Source organism: Pseudooceanicola atlanticus, assembly GCF_000768315.1.
Lineage (GTDB): Bacteria > Pseudomonadota > Alphaproteobacteria > Rhodobacterales > Rhodobacteraceae > Pseudooceanicola > Pseudooceanicola atlanticus.
The window spans coordinates 283581-305485 of the sequence record NZ_AQQX01000001.1 but is presented as its reverse complement, the minus strand read 5'-3'; the positions used below and the strand labels follow the sequence as shown (position 1 = coordinate 305485).

The 21905-nt window shown below is 65.6% G+C and carries 22 protein-coding genes; 14 read left to right on the top strand and 8 right to left on the bottom strand.

The features are described from left to right. Positions 1–5: 5 nt before the first annotated feature. Complete coding sequence (locus ATO9_RS01490; protein WP_043744091.1) at positions 6–494, top strand: ureidoglycolate lyase; 489 nt, start codon at positions 6–8, stop codon at positions 492–494. A 73-nt stretch (positions 495–567) separates the two neighbouring features. Then, entirely contained in the window at positions 568–1923 is a 1356-nt protein-coding gene (locus ATO9_RS01485) for a uracil-xanthine permease family protein (protein ID WP_043744089.1), read from the top strand. Positions 1924–2070: 147 nt separating this feature from the next. On the opposite strand, the gene ATO9_RS01480 is transcribed toward ATO9_RS01485, so the two are convergent. After that, entirely contained in the window at positions 2071–2916 is an 846-nt protein-coding gene (locus ATO9_RS01480) for an LOG family protein (protein ID WP_043744087.1), read from the bottom strand. Positions 2917–3157: 241 nt separating this feature from the next. Here ATO9_RS01480 and dapD point away from each other — a divergent pair, with 241 nt between their 5' ends. Further along, positions 3158–3985, top strand: a complete 828-nt coding sequence (dapD, locus tag ATO9_RS01475) for a 2,3,4,5-tetrahydropyridine-2,6-dicarboxylate N-succinyltransferase (RefSeq protein ID WP_043744084.1) — start codon at positions 3158–3160, stop codon at positions 3983–3985. Between the two features lie 201 nt (positions 3986–4186). Beyond that, positions 4187–4438 (top strand): GlsB/YeaQ/YmgE family stress response membrane protein, encoded by a 252-nt coding sequence (locus tag ATO9_RS01470; protein WP_043744081.1) that lies wholly within the window; start codon positions 4187–4189, stop codon positions 4436–4438. 80 nt (positions 4439–4518) lie between these two features. Here the strand turns inward: ATO9_RS01470 and ATO9_RS01465 are convergent, their stop codons facing one another. Next, entirely contained in the window at positions 4519–4917 is a 399-nt protein-coding gene (locus ATO9_RS01465; RefSeq protein ID WP_043744077.1) for a rhodanese-like domain-containing protein, read from the bottom strand. Positions 4918–5058: 141 nt separating this feature from the next. Between ATO9_RS01465 and ATO9_RS01460 the strand changes: the two genes are divergently transcribed. Continuing rightward, positions 5059–5415, top strand: a complete 357-nt coding sequence (locus ATO9_RS01460) for a hypothetical protein (RefSeq protein ID WP_043744074.1) — start codon at positions 5059–5061, stop codon at positions 5413–5415. Between the two features lie 13 nt (positions 5416–5428). Here ATO9_RS01460 and ATO9_RS01455 read toward each other — a convergent pair whose 3' ends face one another. Next, positions 5429–6568, bottom strand: coding sequence for a Hint domain-containing protein (locus ATO9_RS01455; protein ID WP_156127736.1), 1140 nt, complete (start codon positions 6566–6568; stop codon positions 5429–5431). Between the two features lie 204 nt (positions 6569–6772). Here ATO9_RS01455 and dapE point away from each other — a divergent pair, with 204 nt between their 5' ends. The 3 genes from dapE to rnr all read left to right on the top strand — a co-directional run bounded on the left by dapE (position 6773) and on the right by rnr (position 10877). Beyond that, a complete protein-coding gene (gene dapE, locus ATO9_RS01450; RefSeq protein WP_043744072.1) occupies positions 6773–7915 on the top strand; it encodes a succinyl-diaminopimelate desuccinylase in 1143 nt (380 codons plus the stop codon). Beyond that, on the top strand, positions 7915–8502 hold the full coding sequence (locus tag ATO9_RS01445; protein WP_043744069.1) for a TIGR04282 family arsenosugar biosynthesis glycosyltransferase: 588 nt from the start codon (positions 7915–7917) through the stop codon (positions 8500–8502). The genes dapE and ATO9_RS01445 overlap by 1 nt, the downstream gene beginning before the upstream one ends. 95 nt (positions 8503–8597) lie before the next feature. After that, positions 8598–10877 carry a ribonuclease R gene (gene rnr, locus ATO9_RS01440; RefSeq protein ID WP_043744066.1) on the top strand — a complete coding sequence of 760 codons (2280 nt, stop codon included), beginning with the start codon at positions 8598–8600 and terminating at the stop codon, positions 10875–10877. Between the two features lie 74 nt (positions 10878–10951). On the opposite strand, the gene ATO9_RS01435 is transcribed toward rnr, so the two are convergent. From ATO9_RS01435 to ATO9_RS01415, 5 genes are all read right to left on the bottom strand, one after another. Further along, a complete protein-coding gene (locus ATO9_RS01435) occupies positions 10952–11506 on the bottom strand; it encodes an ester cyclase (RefSeq protein ID WP_043744062.1) in 555 nt (184 codons plus the stop codon). A 202-nt stretch (positions 11507–11708) separates the two neighbouring features. Further along, positions 11709–12836 carry a polysaccharide biosynthesis/export family protein gene (locus ATO9_RS01430; RefSeq protein WP_238318649.1) on the bottom strand — a complete coding sequence of 376 codons (1128 nt, stop codon included), beginning with the start codon at positions 12834–12836 and terminating at the stop codon, positions 11709–11711. 115 nt (positions 12837–12951) lie between these two features. Then, a complete protein-coding gene (gene yaaA / locus ATO9_RS01425; protein WP_043744059.1) occupies positions 12952–13737 on the bottom strand; it encodes a peroxide stress protein YaaA in 786 nt (261 codons plus the stop codon). A 9-nt stretch (positions 13738–13746) separates the two neighbouring features. Next, positions 13747–15789 carry a DNA helicase RecQ gene (recQ, locus tag ATO9_RS01420; protein ID WP_043744057.1) on the bottom strand — a complete coding sequence of 681 codons (2043 nt, stop codon included), beginning with the start codon at positions 15787–15789 and terminating at the stop codon, positions 13747–13749. 254 nt (positions 15790–16043) lie between these two features. Further along, positions 16044–16331: a YggT family protein gene (locus ATO9_RS01415; protein ID WP_043744054.1), complete on the bottom strand. Its 288-nt coding sequence runs from the start codon at positions 16329–16331 to the stop codon at positions 16044–16046. A gap of 303 nt (positions 16332–16634) precedes the next feature. Here ATO9_RS01415 and ATO9_RS01410 point away from each other — a divergent pair, with 303 nt between their 5' ends. From ATO9_RS01410 to arfB, 6 genes are all read left to right on the top strand, one after another. Next, a complete protein-coding gene (locus tag ATO9_RS01410) occupies positions 16635–17171 on the top strand; it encodes an acyl-CoA thioesterase (protein ID WP_043744051.1) in 537 nt (178 codons plus the stop codon). An 81-nt stretch (positions 17172–17252) separates the two neighbouring features. Next, complete coding sequence (locus ATO9_RS01405) at positions 17253–18605, top strand: MFS transporter (protein ID WP_043744048.1); 1353 nt, start codon at positions 17253–17255, stop codon at positions 18603–18605. Between the two features lie 71 nt (positions 18606–18676). Further along, on the top strand, positions 18677–19483 hold the full coding sequence (gene mepA, locus ATO9_RS01400; protein WP_420329708.1) for a penicillin-insensitive murein endopeptidase: 807 nt from the start codon (positions 18677–18679) through the stop codon (positions 19481–19483). A 1-nt stretch (position 19484) separates the two neighbouring features. Further along, the gene (locus ATO9_RS01395) at positions 19485–20348 is read left to right on the top strand and encodes an esterase-like activity of phytase family protein (RefSeq protein ID WP_043744041.1); all 864 of its coding nucleotides are present in this window, start codon (positions 19485–19487) and stop codon (positions 20346–20348) included. 66 nt (positions 20349–20414) lie between these two features. Further along, the gene (locus tag ATO9_RS01390; RefSeq protein ID WP_043744038.1) at positions 20415–21038 is read left to right on the top strand and encodes a queuosine precursor transporter; all 624 of its coding nucleotides are present in this window, start codon (positions 20415–20417) and stop codon (positions 21036–21038) included. Between the two features lie 441 nt (positions 21039–21479). Further along, positions 21480–21893 (top strand): alternative ribosome rescue aminoacyl-tRNA hydrolase ArfB, encoded by a 414-nt coding sequence (gene arfB, locus ATO9_RS01385; protein WP_043744036.1) that lies wholly within the window; start codon positions 21480–21482, stop codon positions 21891–21893. Positions 21894–21905 lie beyond the last annotated feature (12 nt).

The following is a 21905-nucleotide window of genomic DNA, read 5'->3' as shown; positions in this document are numbered from 1 at the left end:
ACACGATGACCCTGACGATCCATTCCGAACCCCTCACCGCCCGGGCCTTTGCGCCCTTCGGCGACGTGCTGGACTGTTCGGGTGCGGTCGACAAGGTCATCAATGCGGGCATGTGCGACCGGTTCCACGATCGCGCACGGCTCGATTTCGGGCCGGCGGGGCGCGCGGGCATCAGCATCTTCCGCGCCCGTGCCCGCGCCCTGCCCTATACCTGCGACCTGCTGGAACGGCACCCGGAAGGGTCGCAGGCCTTCATCCCGATGTCCGAAGCGCCCTGGCGCATCATCGTCGCCCCGGATGCGGGCGGCGTGCCCGGAACGCCCCGCGCCTTTGCCCCCGCACCGGGCCAGGGCGTCAATTTTCTGCGGAATACCTGGCACGGAGTGCTTACGCCTTTGGCAGAACCGGGCCTCTTCGCGGTGATCGACCGTATCGGCGACACCCCGAACCTCGAAGAACACTTCCTGAGCGATCCTTTCCTGCTAGCCTCCTGAGGCAGCCACCCGCCCGAAGCCAGGGACATGGCAGGGGCCGGGCAGCCAAGGATAAAAGCAAGGGAACGGGACTATGACAGATACTTCGCTCGGGACACCGGAACAGCTCCGGGATCCCAATTACATGCCCCCCATCGGCAAGGCCGTACCGCTGGGCATCCAGCACGTGCTGGCGATGTTTGCCTCCAACGTGACGCCGTCGATCATCGTGGCCGGCGCGGCCGGGTTCGGGTTCGGGTCGGACCAGGGGGCGCTCGGCTTTCCGGACATGACCTACATGATCCAGATGGCGATGCTTTTCGCCGGGATCGCCACGCTCTTCCAGTCGATCGGCGTGGGCCCGGTGGGGGCGCGGCTGCCCATCGTGCAGGGTACGTCCTTTGCGTTCCTGCCGGTGATGATCCCCGCCGTGGCGGGTGGCGGCCCCGAGGCCATGGGCGGGCTGATGACCGGCGTGGTGATCGGCGGCATCTTCCATTTCTGCATCGGGACCTTCATCGGCAAGCTGCGCTTTGCCCTGCCGCCGCTGGTGACCGGGTTGATCGTGCTGATGATCGGGCTGGCGCTGCTCAAGGTCGGCATCCAGTACGCCGCGGGCGGTGTGCCGCTGCTGGGCAAGCCGGAATTCGGATCGCTGGCCATGTGGTTCCCGGCGCTGGTGGTGATCGTCGTGTCGCTCGCCCTCAGCTTCTTCGCCAAGGGGCTCCTGTCGGTGGCCGCCGTCCTGGTGGGCCTCGTCGCGGGCTACCTGGTGGCGCTGATGATGGGCCAGGTGAGCTTTGGCAATGTCGGGCGCGCCGCGATCTTCGATATCCCCACGCCGTTCAAATGGGGCGTGGATTTCAACGCAGCGATCATCCTCGGCATGTGCTTCATGGCCATCATCTCGGCGATCGAGACGGTGGGCGACGTGTCGGGCATCACCAAGGGCGGCGCGGGCCGCGAAGCCACGGACAAGGAAATCTCGGGCGCGACCTTCGCCGATGGGGCGGGCACGGCGATTGCCGGTATCTTCGGCGGGCTGCCCAACACCTCGTTCAGCCAGAATGTCGGCCTGATCTCGATGACCAAGGTGATGAGCCGCGGTGTCGTGACCATCGGCGCGATCTTCCTGATCGTCTGCGGCCTGGTGCCCAAGTTCGGCGCGCTGGTGTCGACCATACCGATCAACGTGCTGGGCGGCGCAGTGATCGTGATGTTCGGCATGGTGGCTGCCGCCGGCGTGACCATGCTGTCCGAGGTCAGCTGGAGCCGCCGCAACATGGTGATCTTCGCGATCTCCCTGTCGGTCGGATTCGGCCTGCAGCTGGAGCCGACGGCGCTGCAGCACCTGCCCGACACGTTGCAGATCCTGCTGACCTCGGGCCTGCTGCCCGCGGCGGGGCTGTCGATCCTGCTTAACCTGGTCCTGCCGGAGGACCTGGATTGATCCGGGCGTGACCCAAAGGCGCGCCTGCGGCGCACACCATTTGATTGGGGCGGCCCCTCCGGGCCGCCCCTTTTTTGCCTCCGGCGGGAGTATTTTCGGCAAGATGAAGCAGGGGGATGCGCCCCTGTCCGGCGGCGCGGCCGGGGTCTAACGGCCCGGGATATCGCTGCGCTTTTCGCCCGCACCGTCCCAGTCGTCGATGGCCGCGATCGCCTCTTCGGCGGTTTCCACGAAACGGAAGAGGTCGAGGTCATCGCGGGCAATGGTGCCGGCCTCGGCCAGGGCCTCCCAGTTGATGATCCTTTCCCAGAAATCGCGCCCGAAGAGCAGGAAGGGCACGCGCTGCATCCGGCCGGTCTGGATCAGGGTCAGGGCCTCGAACATCTCGTCCAGGGTGCCGAAGCCGCCGGGGAAGACGCAGACCGCACGGGCGCGCATCAGGAAATGCATCTTGCGGATCGCGAAATAGTGGAAGTTGAAGCACAGATCCGGGGTGACCCATTCGTTGGGGGCCTGTTCATGGGGCAGCACGATGTTCAGACCGATGGATTGCCCACCCGCATCGTCGGCCCCGCGATTGCCGGCCTCCATCACGCCGGGACCGCCGCCGGTGGTCACGACCCATTCGCGGCCATAGCTGTCCAGGGACCGGCGCGTGATCTCGCGGGCGAAGCTGCGGGCCTCTTCGTAGTATTTCGTAAGATCCGCCAGGGTTTCGGTCCGGGCCTCGTCCTTGCGGGCGGGTTCGGGGATCCGCGCGCCGCCGAACAGGACGACCGTCGACTCGATCCCGCGTTCATCCATGACCATCTGCGGCTTCAGCAGTTCCAGCTGCAAGCGGACGGGGCGCAACTCGTCCCGGCAGAGGAAATCGTCATCGGCAAAGGCCAGGCGATAGGCCGGGGCGCGGGTCTGTGGCGTGTCGGGGACGTGATGCGCGGTTTCGATGTCGGAATGGGCATCGCGGAACGGCGAATGGCGGTCTTCGGTCATGGTCTCTCCTTCTGGGCCGGCGCGGCGGCCAGTGTCTGCACCGGTGTAGCGCGATGCCGGGCCCGCCGCCATGGCCAGCGCATTCGTGGAGGGTGGTGGATTGCGCGACGCGCGCGTTTGGTGTCTAAGCCCTGCCAGATTGCACCGGGCCCGACCCATCAGGCCCTGCCCCGATATCGCACCGACGTCATACCGACGTGGAACCGACGCAAGACCGACGTAGAAAAAAGGGACCCTGCCCATGTCCAACGCCCAGCTTGAAACCGCGATCGAAGCCGCCTGGGAGGCGCGCGACCAGATCACCCCCGCCACGACAGGTGAAACCCGCGAGGCGATCGAGGACACGCTGAACGCGCTCGACAGCGGGTCTCTCCGCGTCGCCGAGAAGCAGTCGGACGGGTCCTGGCACGTGAACCAGTGGGCCAAGAAGGCGGTTCTGCTGGGCTTCCGCCTGAAGGACATGGAAATCCAGTCGGGCGGCCCGCAGGGCGGCGGCTGGTGGGACAAGGTGGACAGCAAGTTCGCCGGCTGGGGTGAAAACCAGTGGAAGGCCGCGGGCTTCCGCGCTGTGCAGAACTGTATCGTCCGCAAATCCGCCTATGTCGCGCCGGGCGTCGTGCTGATGCCGTCCTTCGTGAACCTGGGCGCCTATGTCGACAGCGGCACGATGGTCGATACCTGGGCCACCGTCGGCTCCTGCGCGCAGATCGGCAAGGACGTGCACCTGTCGGGCGGTGTCGGTATCGGCGGCGTGCTGGAACCCATGCAGGCCGGCCCCACCATCATCGAGGACAATTGCTTCATCGGTGCCCGGTCCGAGGTCGTCGAGGGCGTGATCGTCCGCGAAGGCTCTGTCCTGGGGATGGGTGTCTATATCGGTCAGTCCACCAAGATCGTCGACCGCGAAACCGGCGAGGTCATGTATGGCGAGGTCCCGCCCTATTCCGTGGTCGTCTCGGGCTCCATGCCCTCGAAGAACGGCGTCAACCTCTACTGCGCCGTCATCGTGAAGCGCGTGGACGAGAAGACCCGCTCAAAGACCGGCGTGAACGAGCTTCTGCGCGACTGATCCACTATTGCCGGACCCGGTCCGGCCCTGCCGTTCCCCTGCGCGGGGGACGGCACCGGGGCAAGCGTCCCGCCCAGACCTTTCCCCACATGCCTGACCCAAGGTCCGCGACCTGATTGGCCCCGATAAGGGAACCCCGGACGCGTTTGGAGTGTTGGCCTGTCAACGCTTTGACAAGACGACATGAAAAGGAGAGGTCCCATGGAAGGACTGGGCTGGATCGCGGCCATCATCGTCGGCGCACTCGCCGGCTGGATCGCGGAGAAACTGATGAAGGCGGATCACGGTCTGCTCACCAACATCGTGCTGGGGATCCTGGGTGCGCTGGTGCTGAACTTCATCCTGATGGCGCTGGTGGGCGCAACGCTGGGCGGCTGGATCGGCCAGCTGATCATCGGCGTGATCGGGGCCTGCATCCTGATCGGTGGCTATCGCGCCCTGCGCCGGGCCTGACCCGCGCGACTGCGTGATACTGAAAAGAAACGGCCGGGCGCAGCAGCCCGGCCGTTTTGCGTTTCAGACGTCGATGAGGCTTACTTCTTCGCCTTCACCGGCTTTTCGCCGACCGGGCCGCCGGCCTTCTTCCAGCCACCGAAGCCGTCGGTGATGTGGCTGACATTTTCCAACCCCATCTCCTGCGCGGTGCGGGCCGACAGGGCTGACCGCCAGCCGGAGGCGCAGTAGAAGACGAACTGGTCACCGCTCTGGAATTTCTCCTTGGCATAGGGGCTTTCCGGATCGATCCAGAATTCCAGCATGCCGCGCGGGCAGTGGAAGGCGCCGGGGATCATGCCATCACGCTCCAGTTCCCGAGGGTCGCGCAGGTCGACGAAGGTCACGCCCTCAGCCCCGTGCTTGGCCATCATCTCGGTGGCGGGGGCGTGGTCCACGACCTCGTTCGCCTCGGCCACCATATCCTTGATCCGCTTCATCTCGGTCCTCCTGTAAGCATGCAGGGGCAAGAGACACCCATGGGGCGGAAAGGTAAACACCCCGATGCGCCCCACCTTGCCCCTTTACTTGCTGCCGGGATTCTGAGACCCGTGCCGCGACCCGGCAGAAAGGTGCGACAGGTGGCAAAGGACAAGGCGAAAACCCCGAACAAGCAGAAGGTCTTTACCCTTCTCGTCGAACTGGGCCGCGCCAAGGGCGACGGCCTGCCCGCCGACAGCACCGGCGCGGCGCTGGTCTGCTATGCCTCCGGCGTGGACGAGGCCGAGGCGGTGCGTGAAACCGTCGCGATCCTGAAGCAGGCGGACATGGCGCCGCTGGACGTGTCGGGCTACGGCACGCTCGAGGAACGGCTGGCCGAGGGCCACGACATCCCCGACGAGGAACAGGAGTTGATGACCCGCGCGCTTGAGGAAAACTCCGTCATCGTCGCCCAGGTCACCCCGTTCTACGACAAGGACGGCGACACCCTGCACTGACCGGCCAGGCGGCTCAGAGCGAGCGTTGCGAGGCCAGCATCGTCGCCTCGTATCCCCTCAGGATTGGATGGGCGCTCATCGCGTGATGCGGCAGGTCGCGGCGCAGCAATCGGACAAGGTGGCTCGACATATGCGTGTCCACCGACCGGCGCATCCTGCCGACATGCATGCTTTCCAATGCCACGCCCGAAACCTGCAGCGCCTCCTGTTCCGGCAGCAGCAGGTGATACCAGGCGATCAGCTCTGCCCCGTCAAGGTAGCGCCCCGTGCGGTCACTGATGAGGTATTGCACCGGCACCAGGACCTTTTCGCTGGCGAACATGTATTCGACATCCGACCCGCCCAGCACCATCCGCTGGTTGGCGGCGGCCCGCAGATCGGCGCGCAGGCCGAAATAGGGCGCGCGCAACTGCACGGGGCGGAACGATCCGCGCGCCGGCAGCACATGTTCGATCACCGACAGGACCGGCACCGCGACCCGGCGCCCGGCCCCGTTGACCGCGATCACCTCGTCGCCGGGCAGGATCTCGTCGACGCGGCGCACCCCGTCGGGCGTCTCGATGGGCGACATGCCCGACAGGCCGGGCTGCGGGCCAATCGGCTCGACCCGGTCCGAGACGGCGACGAAATCCAGCTCATCCGCCCAGCACCCGACCTCGGGCGAAGCGACGGCCAGGGCCAGCCCGTCGCGCGGCAGCGCCGCGGGGTCCTTCAGATCGGCCCATTGCGGCGCGGCATCCTGGTCCGGCGTTTCGGCCCAGAGCCGCGCGAAGCCGATGCTGCAATCCCAGGTCAGCGTCACCCGCAGAACCTGCGGCTGCGTCGACCGGGCGTAGTTCACCAGCATGTGCTGCGCCTCCTGGCCCTGCCCCTGCTGCTGGACGGCCATCACCGCATCGCCGGGCACCAGGCTCAACGTCAGGCGGCCGGGGCGGGGATGGCTGTATTCAAGGTCGAACAGGCGCACCGGGCGGTTGGGGATCGTGCAGTTCAGCTCGATCAGCAGCGTCCCGCGCTCGAGCAGGTCTGGCACATGCGATACACGGGTCAGCGCATCCCGCAGCGCCGCATTGCCGGGCGGCGGCGCGCCTTCCCTGCGCAGGGGGGATACGGCGAACCAGCCCATGGTCAGACCTGCCCCGATACGGGGCAAAGACCCGACTTCTGCCGGGTCGCCCAAGGCTCGACCTGGTCCTGCACGTGCACGCCCTTCTCCACTTTGTAGATGGCTTTCTGTCACTTAGACCAGAAATTCCAAACCGATCAACACAGTCTGTCAGCTTCGCCGCATTCGAGCAGTTTGCGCTTTTCCGCGCGGCGGTCTAGCCATGGGCCAACGTCAAGTCAGGAGCCCGCCTTGGAAACCGATCCCGTCGCCCTCACCGCCGATCTTGTCCGCTGTCCCTCGGTCACGCCCGAAGAAGGGGGTGCGCTGGTCCTGCTGGAAAACCTGCTCTCCGGGGCCGGGTTCGACTGCACCCGCGTCGACCGCAACGGCACCTCGAACCTCTTTGCCCGCTGGGGGCGTCGCGGGGCCAACCGCTCCTTCGGGTTCAATGGCCATACCGACGTGGTGCCCGTCGGCGACGAAAGCGCCTGGACGGTGCCGCCCTTCGGCGCGGTGGAAAAGGATGGCTACCTCTGGGGGCGCGGATCGACCGATATGAAATCCGGGGTCGCGGCCTTTGCCGCCGCCGCGATCGATTTCGTCCGCGACACGCCGCCCGACGGGGCGATCATCCTGACCATCACCGGGGACGAGGAAGGCCCCGCCAAGGACGGCACCGTCGCCCTGCTGGACTGGATGGCCGAAAATGGCGAGGCGATGACCGATTGCCTGGTCGGCGAACCCACCAGCCCCAACCACATGGGCGAAATGATGAAGATCGGCCGTCGCGGGTCGATGAACGCCACCTTCGAGGTGACCGGCATCCAGGGCCATTCCGCCTATCCCCACCGGGCGCGCAATCCCCTGCCCGCCATGGCCCGCCTGATGGACCGCCTGGCCAGCCACGAACTGGATACCGGCACCGAACATTTCGACGCCTCCACCCTCGCCATCGTGACCATCGACACCGGCAACCCGGCGACGAACGTGATCCCCGCCGCCTGCCGGGCCGGGGTGAATATCCGGTTTTCCGACGCCCATACCGGGGACAGCCTGTCCGACTGGCTGCGCGAAGAGGCCGAGATCGTCGCCAAGCTCTTCAACGTCGATATCGCGGTGAAGGTGTCCATCTCGGGCGAAAGCTTCCTGACCCCGCCGGGGCCGCTCTCCGACCTCGTGGCGAAATCGGTGCAGGCGGAAACCGGGGTGGCGCCGGAATTGTCGACCTCGGGCGGCACCTCGGATGCGCGGTTCGTCAAGGATCACTGCCCGGTGGTCGAATTCGGCCTCGTGGGCAAGACGATGCATGCGGTGGACGAACGGGTCGAGATCGACCAGATCCGCCAGCTCAAGGCGATCTACGGGCGGATCCTGCGCGACTACTTCGCCTGATGGCCCCGCGCCCGACGCTTGTCGTCATGGTGAAGGAGCCACGGCCCGGCCGGGTCAAGACCCGCTTGGGTCGCGAGATCGGCCATGTCACCGCGGCTTGGTGGATGCGCCACCAGGTTGCGCGGCTTCTGCGGCGGCTGCGCAACCCGAAATGGCGGTTGGTTCTGGCCGTCGCGCCCGACACCGCCCTGGCCAGCCCCGCCTGGCCCGCCGATTTGCCGCGCATGGCGCAGGGCGGCGGCGATCTGGGGGACCGGATGCGGCGGGCCTTCGTCACGGGCGCGCAGCACCATCGCGGGCCGATCTGCATCATTGGCGCCGATATCCCGGCGATCACGCCGGCCCATATAGACCGCGCACTTGCCGCGCTCGGGTCGCATGACGCGGTGCTGGGGCCGGCCTCTGACGGGGGGTATTGGCTGATCGGGCTGAAACGCCCCGCCACGCCTCCCGGGACGCTGTTCACAGATGTCCGCTGGTCCACCGAACATGCCCTGACCGATACACTTGCGGGCCTGAGGGGGCTGAGCGTCGCGCAGATCGACATGCTCGACGACGTGGACGAGGCCGCCGACCTCCGTCGCTAGCAGCTGTTCCCGGACCACCAAGCGCCGCTGCGGCACGCGCTCCACCCACAGCTTTTCGATGTGACGGCGCCGCGGCCCCGTGCTACGCCAAGAGCATGACACAGATCCCCTCGAAGGAAGAGATCCTGCAATGGATCTCGGACAACCCCGGCCAAAGCGCCAAGCGTGACATCGCCAAGGCGTTCGGCATCAAGGGCGCCGCCCGGATCGACCTGAAACAGGTCCTGCGGGAGCTTGAGAACGAGGGTCACCTGGAAAAGCGCAAGAAGACCTATCGCGACCCGGACCGGCTGCCCCCGGTTTCGGTCCTGCAGGTCAACGAACCCGGCCCCGATGGCGATCTGACCGCGAAGCCGCTGGAATGGCAGGGCGAAGGCGCAGAACCCGTCGTGCACCTGATCCTGCGCGCCGCGGACCCGGCCATTGGTGCCGGCGACCGCATCCTCGCACGGTTGCAGCTGATCGACCATGGCCCCGATTACGAGGGCCGCCTGATCCGGCGCATCGGACATAACCCCAAGCGCATCCTCGGTATCTTCCGCGCCGGGGCCGAAGGCGGCCGCGTCGTGCCGATCGACAAGGGCTCCGACCTGGAATGGATGGTCCCCGCCGGGGCCACCCATGGTGCGAAGGACGGGGAACTGGTCGAGGCTGAACAGGCCGGACCCAAGGCCCGGATGGGCCTGCCCCGCGCCCGCGTCGTCGACCGGCTGGGCGATCCCTCGGCCCCCAAGGCCGTGTCGCTGATCGCGATCCACCAGCACGGCATCCCCGATGCCTTCCCCGATGACGTGATCGCAGAGGCCGACGCCGCCAAGCCGGTGGGCCTGTCGGGGCGCGAGGACATGCGCGACATGCCCCTCGTCACCATCGACCCTTCGGATGCGCGCGACCATGACGATGCCTGCTACGCCCATCCCGATGACGACCCGAAGAACGAAGGCGGCCATGTCGTCTGGGTGGCCATCGCCGATGTGGCCCATTACGTCCGCCCCGGCACCGCACTGGACCGCGAGGCGCGCAACCGGGGCAATTCCACCTATTTCCCCGACCGTGTGGTCCCGATGCTGCCCGACCGGCTGTCCGGGGACCTGTGTTCTCTGCACGAGGGCGTGCCGCGCCCCTGTATCGCCGTGCGGATGCGCCTGGCACCCAATGGCGTGAAGATCGGCCATTCCTTCCATCGCGGGCTGATGCGCTCGGCCGCGTCGCTGCATTACGAAGAGGTGCAGCAGGCCATCGACGGCGCCCCCAACGACAAGACCGGCCCACTGCTGGACGACGTCATCAAGCCGCTCTACGCCGCCTATGCCGCGCTGAAAGCCGCACGTGCGGACCGGCAGCCGCTCGACCTCGACCTGCCCGAGCGCAAGATCGAGCTGAGCGATGCCGGAGAGGTCACCTCGGTCAAGTTCCGCGACCGGCTGGATGCGCACAAGCTGATCGAGGAATTCATGGTGCTGGCCAACGTGGCCGCCGCCGAGACGCTGAACGCCAAGAAATCCCCCCTGCTCTTCCGCGTGCACGAGGAACCGCCGGTCGAAAAGATCGACAGCCTGCGGGAAACCGCGGAATCCGCCGGCTTCACCCTGGCCAAGGGTCAGGTCATGCAGACCCGGCACCTGAACGCATTGCTGAACGCCGCCGCCGGCACCGACCATGCGGAGCTGATCAACATGTCGACCCTTCGGTCGATGACGCAGGCCTATTACTCGCCGCAGAATTTCGGCCATTTCGGGCTGGCGCTGGCCAATTACGCGCATTTCACCTCGCCCATCCGCCGGTATTCGGACCTGATCGTGCACCGCGCGCTGATCTCGTCACATGGCTGGGGCAAGGACGGGCTGGACCCCGACCAGATCGCCGATCTGGAACATGTCGCCGCACATATCTCGGAAACCGAGCGGCGCTCCATGACCGCCGAACGTGACACGACCGACCGCTACCTCGCCGCCTACCTGTCGGAACGAGTCGGCACCGAACTGACCGGGCGGATCAGCGGCGTCGCGCGGTTCGGGGCCTTCGTGCGGCTGGATGAAACCGGCGCCGACGGGCTGATCCCGATCCGGTCCCTGGGCGGCGAATATTTCCATTTCGACCGCGAAGGCGCGACGCTGATGGGCGCCGATAGCGGCATGATCGTCCAGCCCGGCCAGCGCGTCACCGTCAAACTGGCCGAGGCCGCGCCGGTGACCGGCGGGTTGCAGCTGGAACTGATCGAACACGAGGGCGAGACGGTCAAGCAACGCCCCGGCGGGCGCGGGTTCGGCCGTGGCAGATCCAAGGGCAAGGGCCCGGCCGCCAAGCGCAAGCTGGTCAAGGCCAAGCGCAAGGACGCCAAGACCAAGAAGAAGCTGACCCGCAGAGGTCGCTGACCCCGGACTTGCAGGACATGTAAACGCCGCCCCCCGAAGCCCGGGGGCGGCGCTTTTCGGTCAGACGGGTCGGATCACTCGATCAGGCCGATCTGCCGGTAGAAGGCGTTGTTGTCCCAGAACAGGTATTCCTCGTCCATCACGCCGTCCTCGGTCCAATGGCCGACCGTCGCCATGGTCAGCTTGTAGCTCTGCCCGGTCGGTTCGATGACCTGCCCGTCGCCGATCGGCATGGGTTCCGAAAAGGTGCCTTCGATCACGCCGACCACGCCGGTCCACTCGCCCTGCCCGATGCGGATCGGGTGGGTTTCGATGCGGGTGTCGGGGGCGAAGACGAAGAAGGCCGACAGGTCCTCGATATGCTGGTCGAGCCCCACGACAGTGCGGCCGTCGGGCCAATGCACGACGATGTCATCGGCATGGCTTTCGTGCAGGCGGTCCCATTCCTGGTTGGTGAAGACCTCGAAATCGAGCGTGTCGAAGGTTTCGAGGTTCTGTTCGATCCGCGCCTGTTCGGCCTGCAGTTTCGCCAGTTCGGCCAGGGCTGCAGCGGCGGCCGCATTCTCGTCGGCAAAGGCAGGGGCGGACAGCGCGACAAGCGCGAGGGCGGAGATGGAAAGGCGTTTCATATCAGTTAGTTCCTTTGGTTTATCCTGCATCCTTCGATGCGATGACCCAAAGATAGGACCCGCCTTTTATCCTGAAAATGTTGATTATAACGGAACACAATCCACGAATTGTTCCGAAAATTATCCAAGCGGCCAAACGAAAACCGGCGGCTGAAACCCAGCCGCCGGTTCGATTTCAACGCTGTCGGTAGCGCGGGTGGGATCAGAGCGCCGCGGCCGTATTCACCACACCGAAGGCACTGCCGATCAGGCCAAAGATGGTCCGCGCCTTGGTCACCGGGCTTTCGGTGCCATAGACCAGGTCGCCCGGCTGGATCCGGAATTGCCCGGCGCTGAACAGCCCGTCCGCGGTGGTCAGGTCGATGGTAAAGACCATGCGCGCATTTGGCGGCCCTGCCTTGAGCGGATCTACATACTTCGCAGGATATTGGCGCAGCACGAGGATGCCCTTCGGGTCGGCGCGAGAATCGGACACACCGCCAATGATGGACATCGCCTCGATCGCGGTCAGGTGATCCTTGGGAAAGACGTGGCGGGCTTCGGTGCCTGTCGCGCCAAGCGACAGGAAATATCGGCTATCGCCCTGCACTATGACCTTGTCACCGCCCCGCAGCGTCGTGTCGAGGCTGGGCGTATCGTACAGTCGCGACACCGAGGTGCCATAAATCTTGCCACTGCGATGCAGACGGATCTGAGGGTTCTCCAGCCCGTCATCGACACCGCCACCCGCAGATAACAGCGACAGCACCGTGTAATCCTGGTCCGGCAGCGGGAAGGTGCCAGGCGATCCGACGCCACCTACCAAACTGACCTCGCGGGCGCGTCCCTCGACAAGGCTCAGCTGAACCTGCGCGGCGGGCGTCACCGTCTCATATTTCTCCTGTATGATTTCGCGTGCATGTTCAGGGCTCATCCCCGATATTTTCACTTCGTCGATATAGGGCAGGAAAATCCGTCCTCCGGAAGAAACCCGCAGGTCCGGCATCGCGACCGAACGCTCGGCCCCCGAGGTCAGAAGCCCGTTCTCTTCATTCGCCCAGATTACCACCGACACGGTATCGCCCGGCGCGATGATCCGATTGGCGGGCTGCTTCTGCCGCTTGATCCAGCTGTAGTGATAATCGTTGACCCGGGGCCATTCGGCATAGACCGGCAGCAATGCGCGGGTCACCTCTGCCACGGCAAAGGAATCGGCGATGTATTCTTCGTCCTGTTTGACCTTCAGAACCTCGTTCTGAAGCCCGGCGCCTCGCGGCAGGTTGCCACATGCGGTCAGGAATATCGTCGCGCAAAGCAGGCCGATACGCAGGAAATTATGCTTCTTGTCCACTCGTGCCCCCGTTTTGGGTCTTTCCGTCTTCTACCGGCAGGGACCCGATCTAGGAAGACCGGAATTCACGAATGAGCAATATTGCTGCGTTTCCGCCACTCGCATGCGCAGCAATCTAGCCCGCAGCAGCAGCCGCCTCGGCCGTGCGCAGGAAGACCGGTGTGCCCTCTTCGGACCGATCCGGTGCATAGCGATACCCGCCCAGGTCGAAATCCTTCAGCCCCTCGGGATCGGTCAGACGGCGGGTCACCACGAAGCGCGCCATCGCCCCGCGGGCGCGTTTTGCAAAGAACGACACGACCTTGGCCTGTCCGTTCTTTTCGTCCAGGAAGGTCGGCGTGATCACCCGCAGGCCCAGACGGTCCAGGTCGACCGCACCAAAATATTCCTGGCTCGCGCAATTTATCAGGGTATCGGTGCCCACGGCCTCGGCCTGCGCTTTCAGCGCCTGCGCCGGAAGGTCGCGCCAGTAATCATACAGCGACTTGCCGCGCCGCGTCTTCAGCCGCGTGCCCATTTCCAACCGGTAGGGCTGGATCCCGTCCAGCGGGCGCAACACCCCGTAGAGCCCCGAAAGGATTCGCAGGTGATCCTGCGCCCAGGCCATCTCGTCGGGGTCGAGCGTTCCGGCCTCCAGCCCCTGGTAGGTGTCCCCGGCAAAGGCCAGCGCGGCGGGGCGCAGCGCCTCCGTGTCCGGTTCGGCCGCGAAGGCCTTGAACCGGTCGCGGTTCAGACGGGCCAGGTCATCCGACAGGCTCATCATGTCGCGGATGTCGCCCAAGGTCCGGTTGCGCATCGTCCGGGCGAGCGCATTGGCCTCGGTCAGGAATTCGGGCTCTGTCAGGTCGGCGGCTTGCTGCCCCCAATCCAGACGCTTGGCAGGAGAGATCACGATCAGCATGAGGGGGATTTAGCCCGTCGCCTCGATGGCGTCCAGAAAGGCCGCGCCGAATCTGTCCGCCCGCCGATCGCCGAGGATGCGGGCCATGCCCTCCTGGTCCCTGGGCCGAAACTCGACCACCCGCGAGATCAGCGATGACGAACAGGATAGCGGCTTTTCCGTCCCATCCGCCCCGCGCTGCAGATCGCCCTGCACCTGCATCAACCGATCATACAGGTCGCCCCCCTCGCGCCCCGCCAGGCGCCGCCGCTTGGGATGCATCTCCTCGGTCTCGCCCGTCAGCACGGACAGGAAGATCGCCCCGTAGGTGTCCAGCTTCTTGGCGCCCACCCCGCTGATCCGCGCCATGCCGTCCAGGTCGGTCGGACGAGCCTCGGCCATCTCGATCAGGGTGCGATCGTTGAAGATGATATAGGCGGGCACGCCCTGCGCCTCGGCCAGCTCGCGCCGCTTCGCCTTCAACGCCGACAGCAGCGGCTCGTCCTCCTCGTTGACCAGCGTCTTGACCGCCGGGCGCCGCGCCTTCGAGGCCGCGATACTGTCCTTGCGCAGGGTGATCGCCTCCTCACCGCGCAGGATCGGGCGGGCGCGTTCGGTCATGGTCAGGGCGCCGTGGCGATCGGGATTGGGCCGGATCAGGTCATGCCCCATCATCTGGCGGAACACGGCCTGCCATTCCGGCCGTTTCAGATCCCGCCCCACGCCGAAGGTCGGCAGGCCCTCATGCCCCCGCGCCCGCACCTTCTCGGTCTCGTTGCCGGTCAGGATGTCGATCAGATGGCCCGCGCCGAACCATTCCTCGGTCCGCAGGATCGCCGACAGCGCCTTGCGCACGGCTTCGGTCCCGTCGAACACCTCTGCCGGCTTGTCGCAAAGATCACACCGGCCGCAGCTGATCTCGCTCTCACCGAAATAGCGCAACAGGGTCGACCGACGACATTCAAGCGCCTCCGCCAGGCCCAGAAGCGCATTCAGCCGGCCGTGATCCGCCATGCGCCGCTCCGGCGGGGCCAAACCCTCGTCGATCTGCGAGCGGCGCAAGCGGATGTCATCCGGCCCGAACAGCGTCAGCGTCTCGGCCGGGGCGCCGTCGCGGCCGGCGCGGCCGATCTCCTGGTAATAGGCCTCGATCGACTTGGGCAGGTCGGCATGGGCGACCCAGCGGATATCGGGCTTGTCGACCCCCATCCCGAAGGCCACCGTCGCCACCACGATCAAGCCGTCCTCCTGCTGAAACCGGGTCTCGGCCCCGCGCCGCGCATCGGCCTCCATCCCGCCATGGTAATGGATCGCCGCATGACCGGCCTCCCGCAGGGCCTGGGCCAGCGTCTCGGTCTTGGCGCGGGTGCCGCAATAGACGATCCCGGACTGCCCCTTCCGCGCGGCAGCAAACTCCATGATCTGGCGCCGCGGGCTATCCTTCGCGGCGAAGGCCAGGTGGATATTGGGCCGGTCGAAGCCGCGCAGGAATTGCTCTGGCGACCGCCCCGGGAACAGCCGCGCGATGATCTCTTCCCGCGTCTCGGCATCGGCGGTGGCGGTAAAGGCCGCCACCGGCACGTCCAGCATCGACCGCAATTCGCCGATGCGCAGGTAATCGGGGCGGAAATCATGGCCCCATTGGCTGACGCAATGCGCCTCGTCCACGGCGATCAGAGACACGCCGATCCGGCCCAGCATGTCCATCGTCCCGCCCGCGGCCAAACGCTCCGGCGCCAGGTACAAAAGCTTCAGCCGCCCTTCATGGATCGCGTTCCAGACCGCATCCGTCTCTTCCTCGGTATTGCCCGAGGTCAGCGCCCCGGCCTCCACCCCCGCGGCGCGCAAGGCCCGGACCTGGTCCCGCATCAGCGCAATGAGCGGAGAGATCACCACCGTCACCCCCGACCGCAGCAACGCGGGCAGCTGGTAACACAGCGACTTCCCCCCGCCCGTCGGCATGATCGCCAGCACGTCACGGCCCGCCGTCACGGCCTCCACGATCTCGCCCTGGCCCGGACGGAAATCGTCGAACCCGAAAACCTCGCGCAACAGGGATGACGGATCGGTCATGCCCCCTCCTGATCCTGAACTGCTCTTATTTGGCCCCTGGGGCCCTTAAGACGCAGTAAACCAAAATCTGGGGGGTTTCTTCAAGAGAGACAGCTCATCCAGTGCCCCTTGCTTCATCTTGCCAAAAATACTCACGACGCAACGCCCCGACCCGGCGCCTCGCCGGGACAGCGCGTCGCGATCCAGATATCAGGACCGGGAATGCGCGGCAGCGCGCAATTGGGTCCGGTCGCGACGGATCAGAAGACGGCGGGTCAGTAGAAGGCGGCGATGTTGTTCTGCAGCACGATCCGCAGGGCCAGCACGGCCAGCAGGACGATCAGCGGCGCCAGGTCCAGCCCGCCCATCGGCGGCAGCAGGCGGCGGATCGGGCCATAGAGCGGCTCGAGCAGGCGGTTCAGACCATACCAGATCTGGCCGACCAGTTGCTGACGGACGTTGAGCACCTGGAAATTGATCAGCCAGGACATGATCACATGAGCGATCACGATGAACCAGACGACGTCGAGGATCAGCATCAGGATCTGGAAAAGCGATTGCATCTGGGTCTGTCTCCTATCTGGCCGAACCTTAGGTAAGAGCGGCACGCTCAAAGAGCAAGCCCCGCGCCCCCGACCAAGCACCGCAGGCACCGACACAATACCGACGTGATACCGACGCGGTACAGATGCCCGAAATTCCGACTGGCAAGGCCCGGTGCAGAACCCGGCGGCAACCGCACCATCGCCCATCCGCCCCGTTAACCGGCAGCCCGCTTTCCGCAGCGTGGGACCCGGGGGATCTGACGCAGGGTCCTGGTTGACGTCCCCGTCACCCTGCACGATCTCCGCCACAGGAGGCCCGCCATGTATCCTTTCATCCGCCTGGCCAAAGAGCTGATCAAGTACCGCAACGCCCCTGCCCTCGGCACCTGGGACGTGCATGTCTCGCATCACCGGATCTGGCCCTGGGACCTCGACATGATGTCCGAGCTGAACAACGGCCGGACGCTCTCGATCTTCGACCTGGGCCGCATCCCCTTTGCCATGCGCGCCGGCCTGTTCCGGGCGCTGCGCAGGAACAAGTGGGGGCTGACCGTGGCGGGCAGCATCGTCCGGTATCGCAAGCGCCTGACCAACCTCGAGAAAATCGAGATGCAATCGCGACTTCTGGGCTGGGACGACCGCTTCATCTACATCGAACAGAGCATGTGGACCCGGGACGGCACCTGCGCCAATCACGGCATCTTCCGCACCGCGATCGTCGGCAAGGGCAAGATGGTGCCCACCGACACCGTCCGGCAGGAGCTGGGCGCGGGCGACGATCCCCGCGACCTGCCCGATTGGGTCGCCGCGCTTTTTGCCGCCGATGATACGCGGCCCTGGCCACCGGAGCGCATCTGACCTCATCCCCGCTGTTACAAAGGATTTTCTTGCCCTGATGGGGCATTCCGGCTCATATCCCTGCGAAACAGGGGATGGGACATGGAATTGCGCAAGCGTATCTGGGGTTGGTTTTTCTTCGACTGGGCCAGCCAGCCCTATAACACCCTTCTCATCACCTTCATTTTTGCCCCTTACGTCAAGGAGTTGATGGGCGACGGCGCCCGCGCCCAATCGGCCTGGGGCTTCGGCATCGGGCTGACCGGCTTCGTCATCGCGATCCTCGCCCCGGTGCTCGGGGCGATCTCGGACGTGTCGGGCAACCGGCTGCGCTGGATCTGGCTCTTCTCGGTGTTCTACGTCGTCGGCTCCGGCATGTTGTGGTTCGCCGCGCCGGATAGCTTCAACCTCTACACCACGTTGTTTTTCTTCGGGATCGGCATGATCGGGATGGAGTTCGCGACGATCTTCACCAATTCGATGCTCCCCGATCTGGGGCCCAAGGAAGAAATCGGCCGCATCTCCGGCAACGGTTGGGCCTTCGGATACCTGGGCGGGCTGGTCGCACTGGTGATGATGCTGACGCTCTTTGCCGAAAACGCCGAAACCGGAACCACGCTGATCGGCATCGAACCGATTCTCGGGCTGGACCCCGCGCAGCGCGAGGGCACCCGATTTGTCGGGCCGTTGACCGCGTTGTGGTTCGCGGTCTTCATGATCCCCTTCTTCCTTTTCGTGCGCGATCCCAAACCGTCGCGGCCGCCCAATGGCGCGGTGCGGGCGGCCCTGACGGGCCTGGCCGCGACGGTGCGCAACCTGCCGAAAACCAAGTCGCTTTTCGCCTATCTCACCTCGTCGATGTTCTACCGCGACGCGCTGAACGGCATGTATGTGTTCGGCGGCATCTATGCCTCGGGCGTGCTGGGCTGGTCGGTGGTCAATATCGGCGTCTTCGGCATCGTGGCGATCATCGCCGGCGCGATCTTTGCCGTGATCGGCGGCCGCGCGGACGAGAAATTCGGCCCCAAACCGGTCATCACCGTCTGCATCCTGCTGCTGGGCTTCGTCGCGATTTCCATCGTGTTCGTGTCGCGCACGTCGGTCTACGGCATCCCGGTGGCGGCCGACTCGTCGCTGCCCGATATCGTCTTCTTCCTGTTCGGCGCCGTGATCGGCGCGGCAGGCGGTGTCATCCAGGCGGCCAGCCGCACGATGATGGTCCGTCAGGCCAACCCCGACCGGATGACCGAGGCGTTCGGGCTCTATGCCCTTGCGGGCAAGGCGACGTCCTTCCTGGCGCCGACCATGATCGGCATCGCGACCGCAATCAGCGGAAGCCAGCAGATCGGAGTATCGCCGCTGATCTTGCTCTTCCTCATCGGCCTGATCCTGCTACGATGGGTCAAACCGGAAGGAGACAGCACAGAATGGTCCGCTTCGTCCCAGCCCTCCTGATCACCTGTCTCCTGGCCGCTTGCGGCGGGGACGATGTTCAGGTGTCGTCCAAGCAGGAAATCCCCGCGTCGATGCGCGGCAAGGAAGCTCGGCAGCTGTTCGGCGCCCAGCAACGAGGCACCAGCAACCGCCCGCAGCCGTTCGGCGGCTATGCCAAGGGCTGTGCCGACGGATCGGTCCAACTGGCCGAAACCGGGCCGACCTGGCAGGCGATGCGCCTGTCGCGCAACCGCAATTGGGCGCATCCGGAAACCGTTGATTTCGTTCAGGACCTCAGCCGCAAGGCCGCCGCTCTTCCGGGATGGAAAGGGCTCTATGTCGGGGACATGTCGCAGCCCAAGGGCGGGCCGATGACCTCGGGCCACCGGTCGCATCAGAGCGGGCTGGATGCCGATATCTGGATGCTTGCCCCGAAATCCCTGTCCCTGTCGCGCAGCGAACGAGAGAACATCTCCTCCGTTTCGCTGCGTCGGGCGAACGGCGCCTACACCAACGACAAGTGGACGCGTCAGCATCATGAACTGCTGAAGGCTGCGGCCTCCGACCCGCGCGTCGCCCGGATCTTCGTCTTCCCCGGCGCCAAGGTGCAGATGTGCAACGACGAGAAGGGTGACCGCAGCTGGCTGCGCAAGATCCGGCCCTGGTGGGGCCATCACTACCATTTCCACGTTCGCCTCTCCTGCCCCAAGGGCGCGCGGGGCTGCGTGAACCAGGCGCCGCCCCCGGCCGGGGATGGCTGCGCCGATGCGGACCGTTGGGTGCGTGATATCCTGAACCCGCCGCCGCCCGATCCGAACGCGCCCAAGCCCAAGCCGCGCCGCGAACTGACCATGGCCGACCTGCCCGGCCAATGCGTGAACGTCCTGCAAAGCAACTGATTTGACACTGAAATCCGCGCTTATCGCAGCGCTCCTGGCCCTTGGCCCGACAGGCGCCTCGGCCCAGGAGCCGGTGCGTCTGTCCCTGAACGGGCACGACGTGGGCGGCCTGTCTGGGGTCGAGATCACGGAAGACGGACTGCATTTCGTGGCCGTGTCGGACCGGGGCCTGCTGGTCCGCGGTGACCTGATCCGCGAAGGGGGCCGGCTGACCGGTGCGCGCGTCACCTCCTCCGGAGACTTGGTCGGGCCTGAGGGACCGATCCGCCCGGCCTCCGTCGATTCCGAGGGGATCGCGATCGCCCCGGATGGCCGCATGATCCTGTCCTTCGAAGGGGACGAGAATGTGTGGATCGTCCCGCCCGAGGGCTCTCCGACCCGCCTGCCCGCTCCGCCGGACCCCAATGAACTTCACGAGAATTCGCGCTACGAGGCCGTGGCCGTGACCGATGACGGCCGCATCCTGACCCTGCCCGAACGCTCTGGCCACAAGGCGCGCCCCTTCCCGATCTGGTTGCATAACGGCACCCGGTGGACGCGCCTGCGCAACCTTCCGCGCCGGGATGATTTCCTGCCCGTCGGCGCGGATTTCGCCCCGGATGGCACGTTCTACCTGCTGGAGCGGAAGTTCGATTTCGCCTTCTTCGCCCGCATCCGCCGCTTCGACATCTTCGATCCCGAGGACGAGGGAGAGGTCGTCTACACCTCTCCCACCGGCTCCACCCTGAATTACGAGGGGCTGTCGGCCTGGACGGACGCGGCGGGCAACACCCGGCTGACGCTGGTGTCGGACAACAATTTCTTCAGCTTCGTGCCGACCTCCCTGCTGGAGATTTCCCTTGCCAGACTGGGCGAGAGCCGTTAGGTGCCGCGGGTCCCCGGCCATCGGGGCACAAGTCTCCGCGACCTTGTCTAAAAAACGGTACAGATCATGACCCGCACTTATCTTCCTGGCATTCTTGCCATGGCCGCCATCGTCGTGGCCTCCAACATCCTCGTCCAGTTCCTGTTCGGCCAATGGCTGACCTGGGGGGCGTTCACCTATCCGCTGGCCTTCCTCGTCACCGATGTGATGAACCGCGTCTATGGCGTCGGACCGGCCCGGCGCGTTGTTTTCATTGGCTTTCTCGTCGGCGTCGCCTGTTCGCTGATCGGCACGCAGATCATGGGCGAATACGGCCCCCTGGTCACCTGGCGCGTCGCGATCGGGTCGGGGCTGGCCTTCCTGACGGCACAGATGATCGACGTGGCGATCTTCGACCGGCTGCGCGAGGGGAACTGGTGGAAAGCGCCGCTCGCCTCGACCCTGGTGGGGTCGTCGCTGGACACCGCGATCTTCTTCTTTATCGCGTTTTCCCAAGCACTTGTCTTCATCGAGCCGGGCAACGACGTATCCTGGGCGAACGAGGCGCTGCCGCTGCTGGGCGCAGGCCCGATGGTGCCGCTCTGGGTGTCGCTGGCCGTCGCCGACTGGCTGGTCAAGCTGAGCCTGGCGCTGATCGCTTTGATACCTTTTCGGGCAATTGTTTCAAAACTTTCACCAGACCTTGCGTGAAAAGTTTTGACAGACGCGAAATCTATGGCACCCTGAAGACATCGGAAACAGATGAAAGGAGGTGCTCTAGTGTCTATTGAGGTATTGGAGAGAGGTGTCGGAACAGTTTGGAAGGAAGCATCCTGAGGCAGCCCTTGGGGTGTTGACGACCAAATTGGTGGCAGCCTAACCGGCCCCACCTCCCAGACTCGAGGGGCCCGTCCGATCCGATCGGACGGGCCTTTCCTTTGCCCGGATCCGTCTGCGACTCCCGGCCCGAAACGGGCGGATGAATGGACCGAACGGCACGTCGGTATTACATCGGTATCACGTCGGTATCGCGTCGGTGCGAAAACCGACGCCCCGAAACCGGGTCACGCACCGGCCCCGACCACCGCGCCGCCCCCGGCACCGTAACCGGCCCCGCAACCGCCAGAGCCAGAACCAGAGCCAAGAGATCACATGCTGCAGATCACCGATCAGATCACCATCCAGGACTGGGAGATCACCGAGCAATTCATCCGCTCGGGCGGCCCCGGCGGGCAGAACGTGAACAAGGTGAACACCGCCGTGGAGCTGCGCTTCGAGGCGGAGCGGTCCCCCTCGCTCCCCGATCCGGTCAAACGCCGGCTGCGTCGGCTGGCCGGACGGCGCTGGACCAAGGACGGGGCGCTGGTGCTGCAGGTGTCGTCGGAACGCTCCCAGGCCCGCAACCGCGAGATCGCCCGCGAACGCCTGGCCGAGCTGATCCGCAAGGCGACGGTGAAACCCAAGCGTCGGATCCCCACGAAGGTCTCGGCCAACCAGAAGCGCAAGCGGGTGGAGGCGAAGAAGGCCAGGAGTGAGGTGAAGGAAGGGCGTGGGTGGGAGAGGTAGACCCCAAACAGC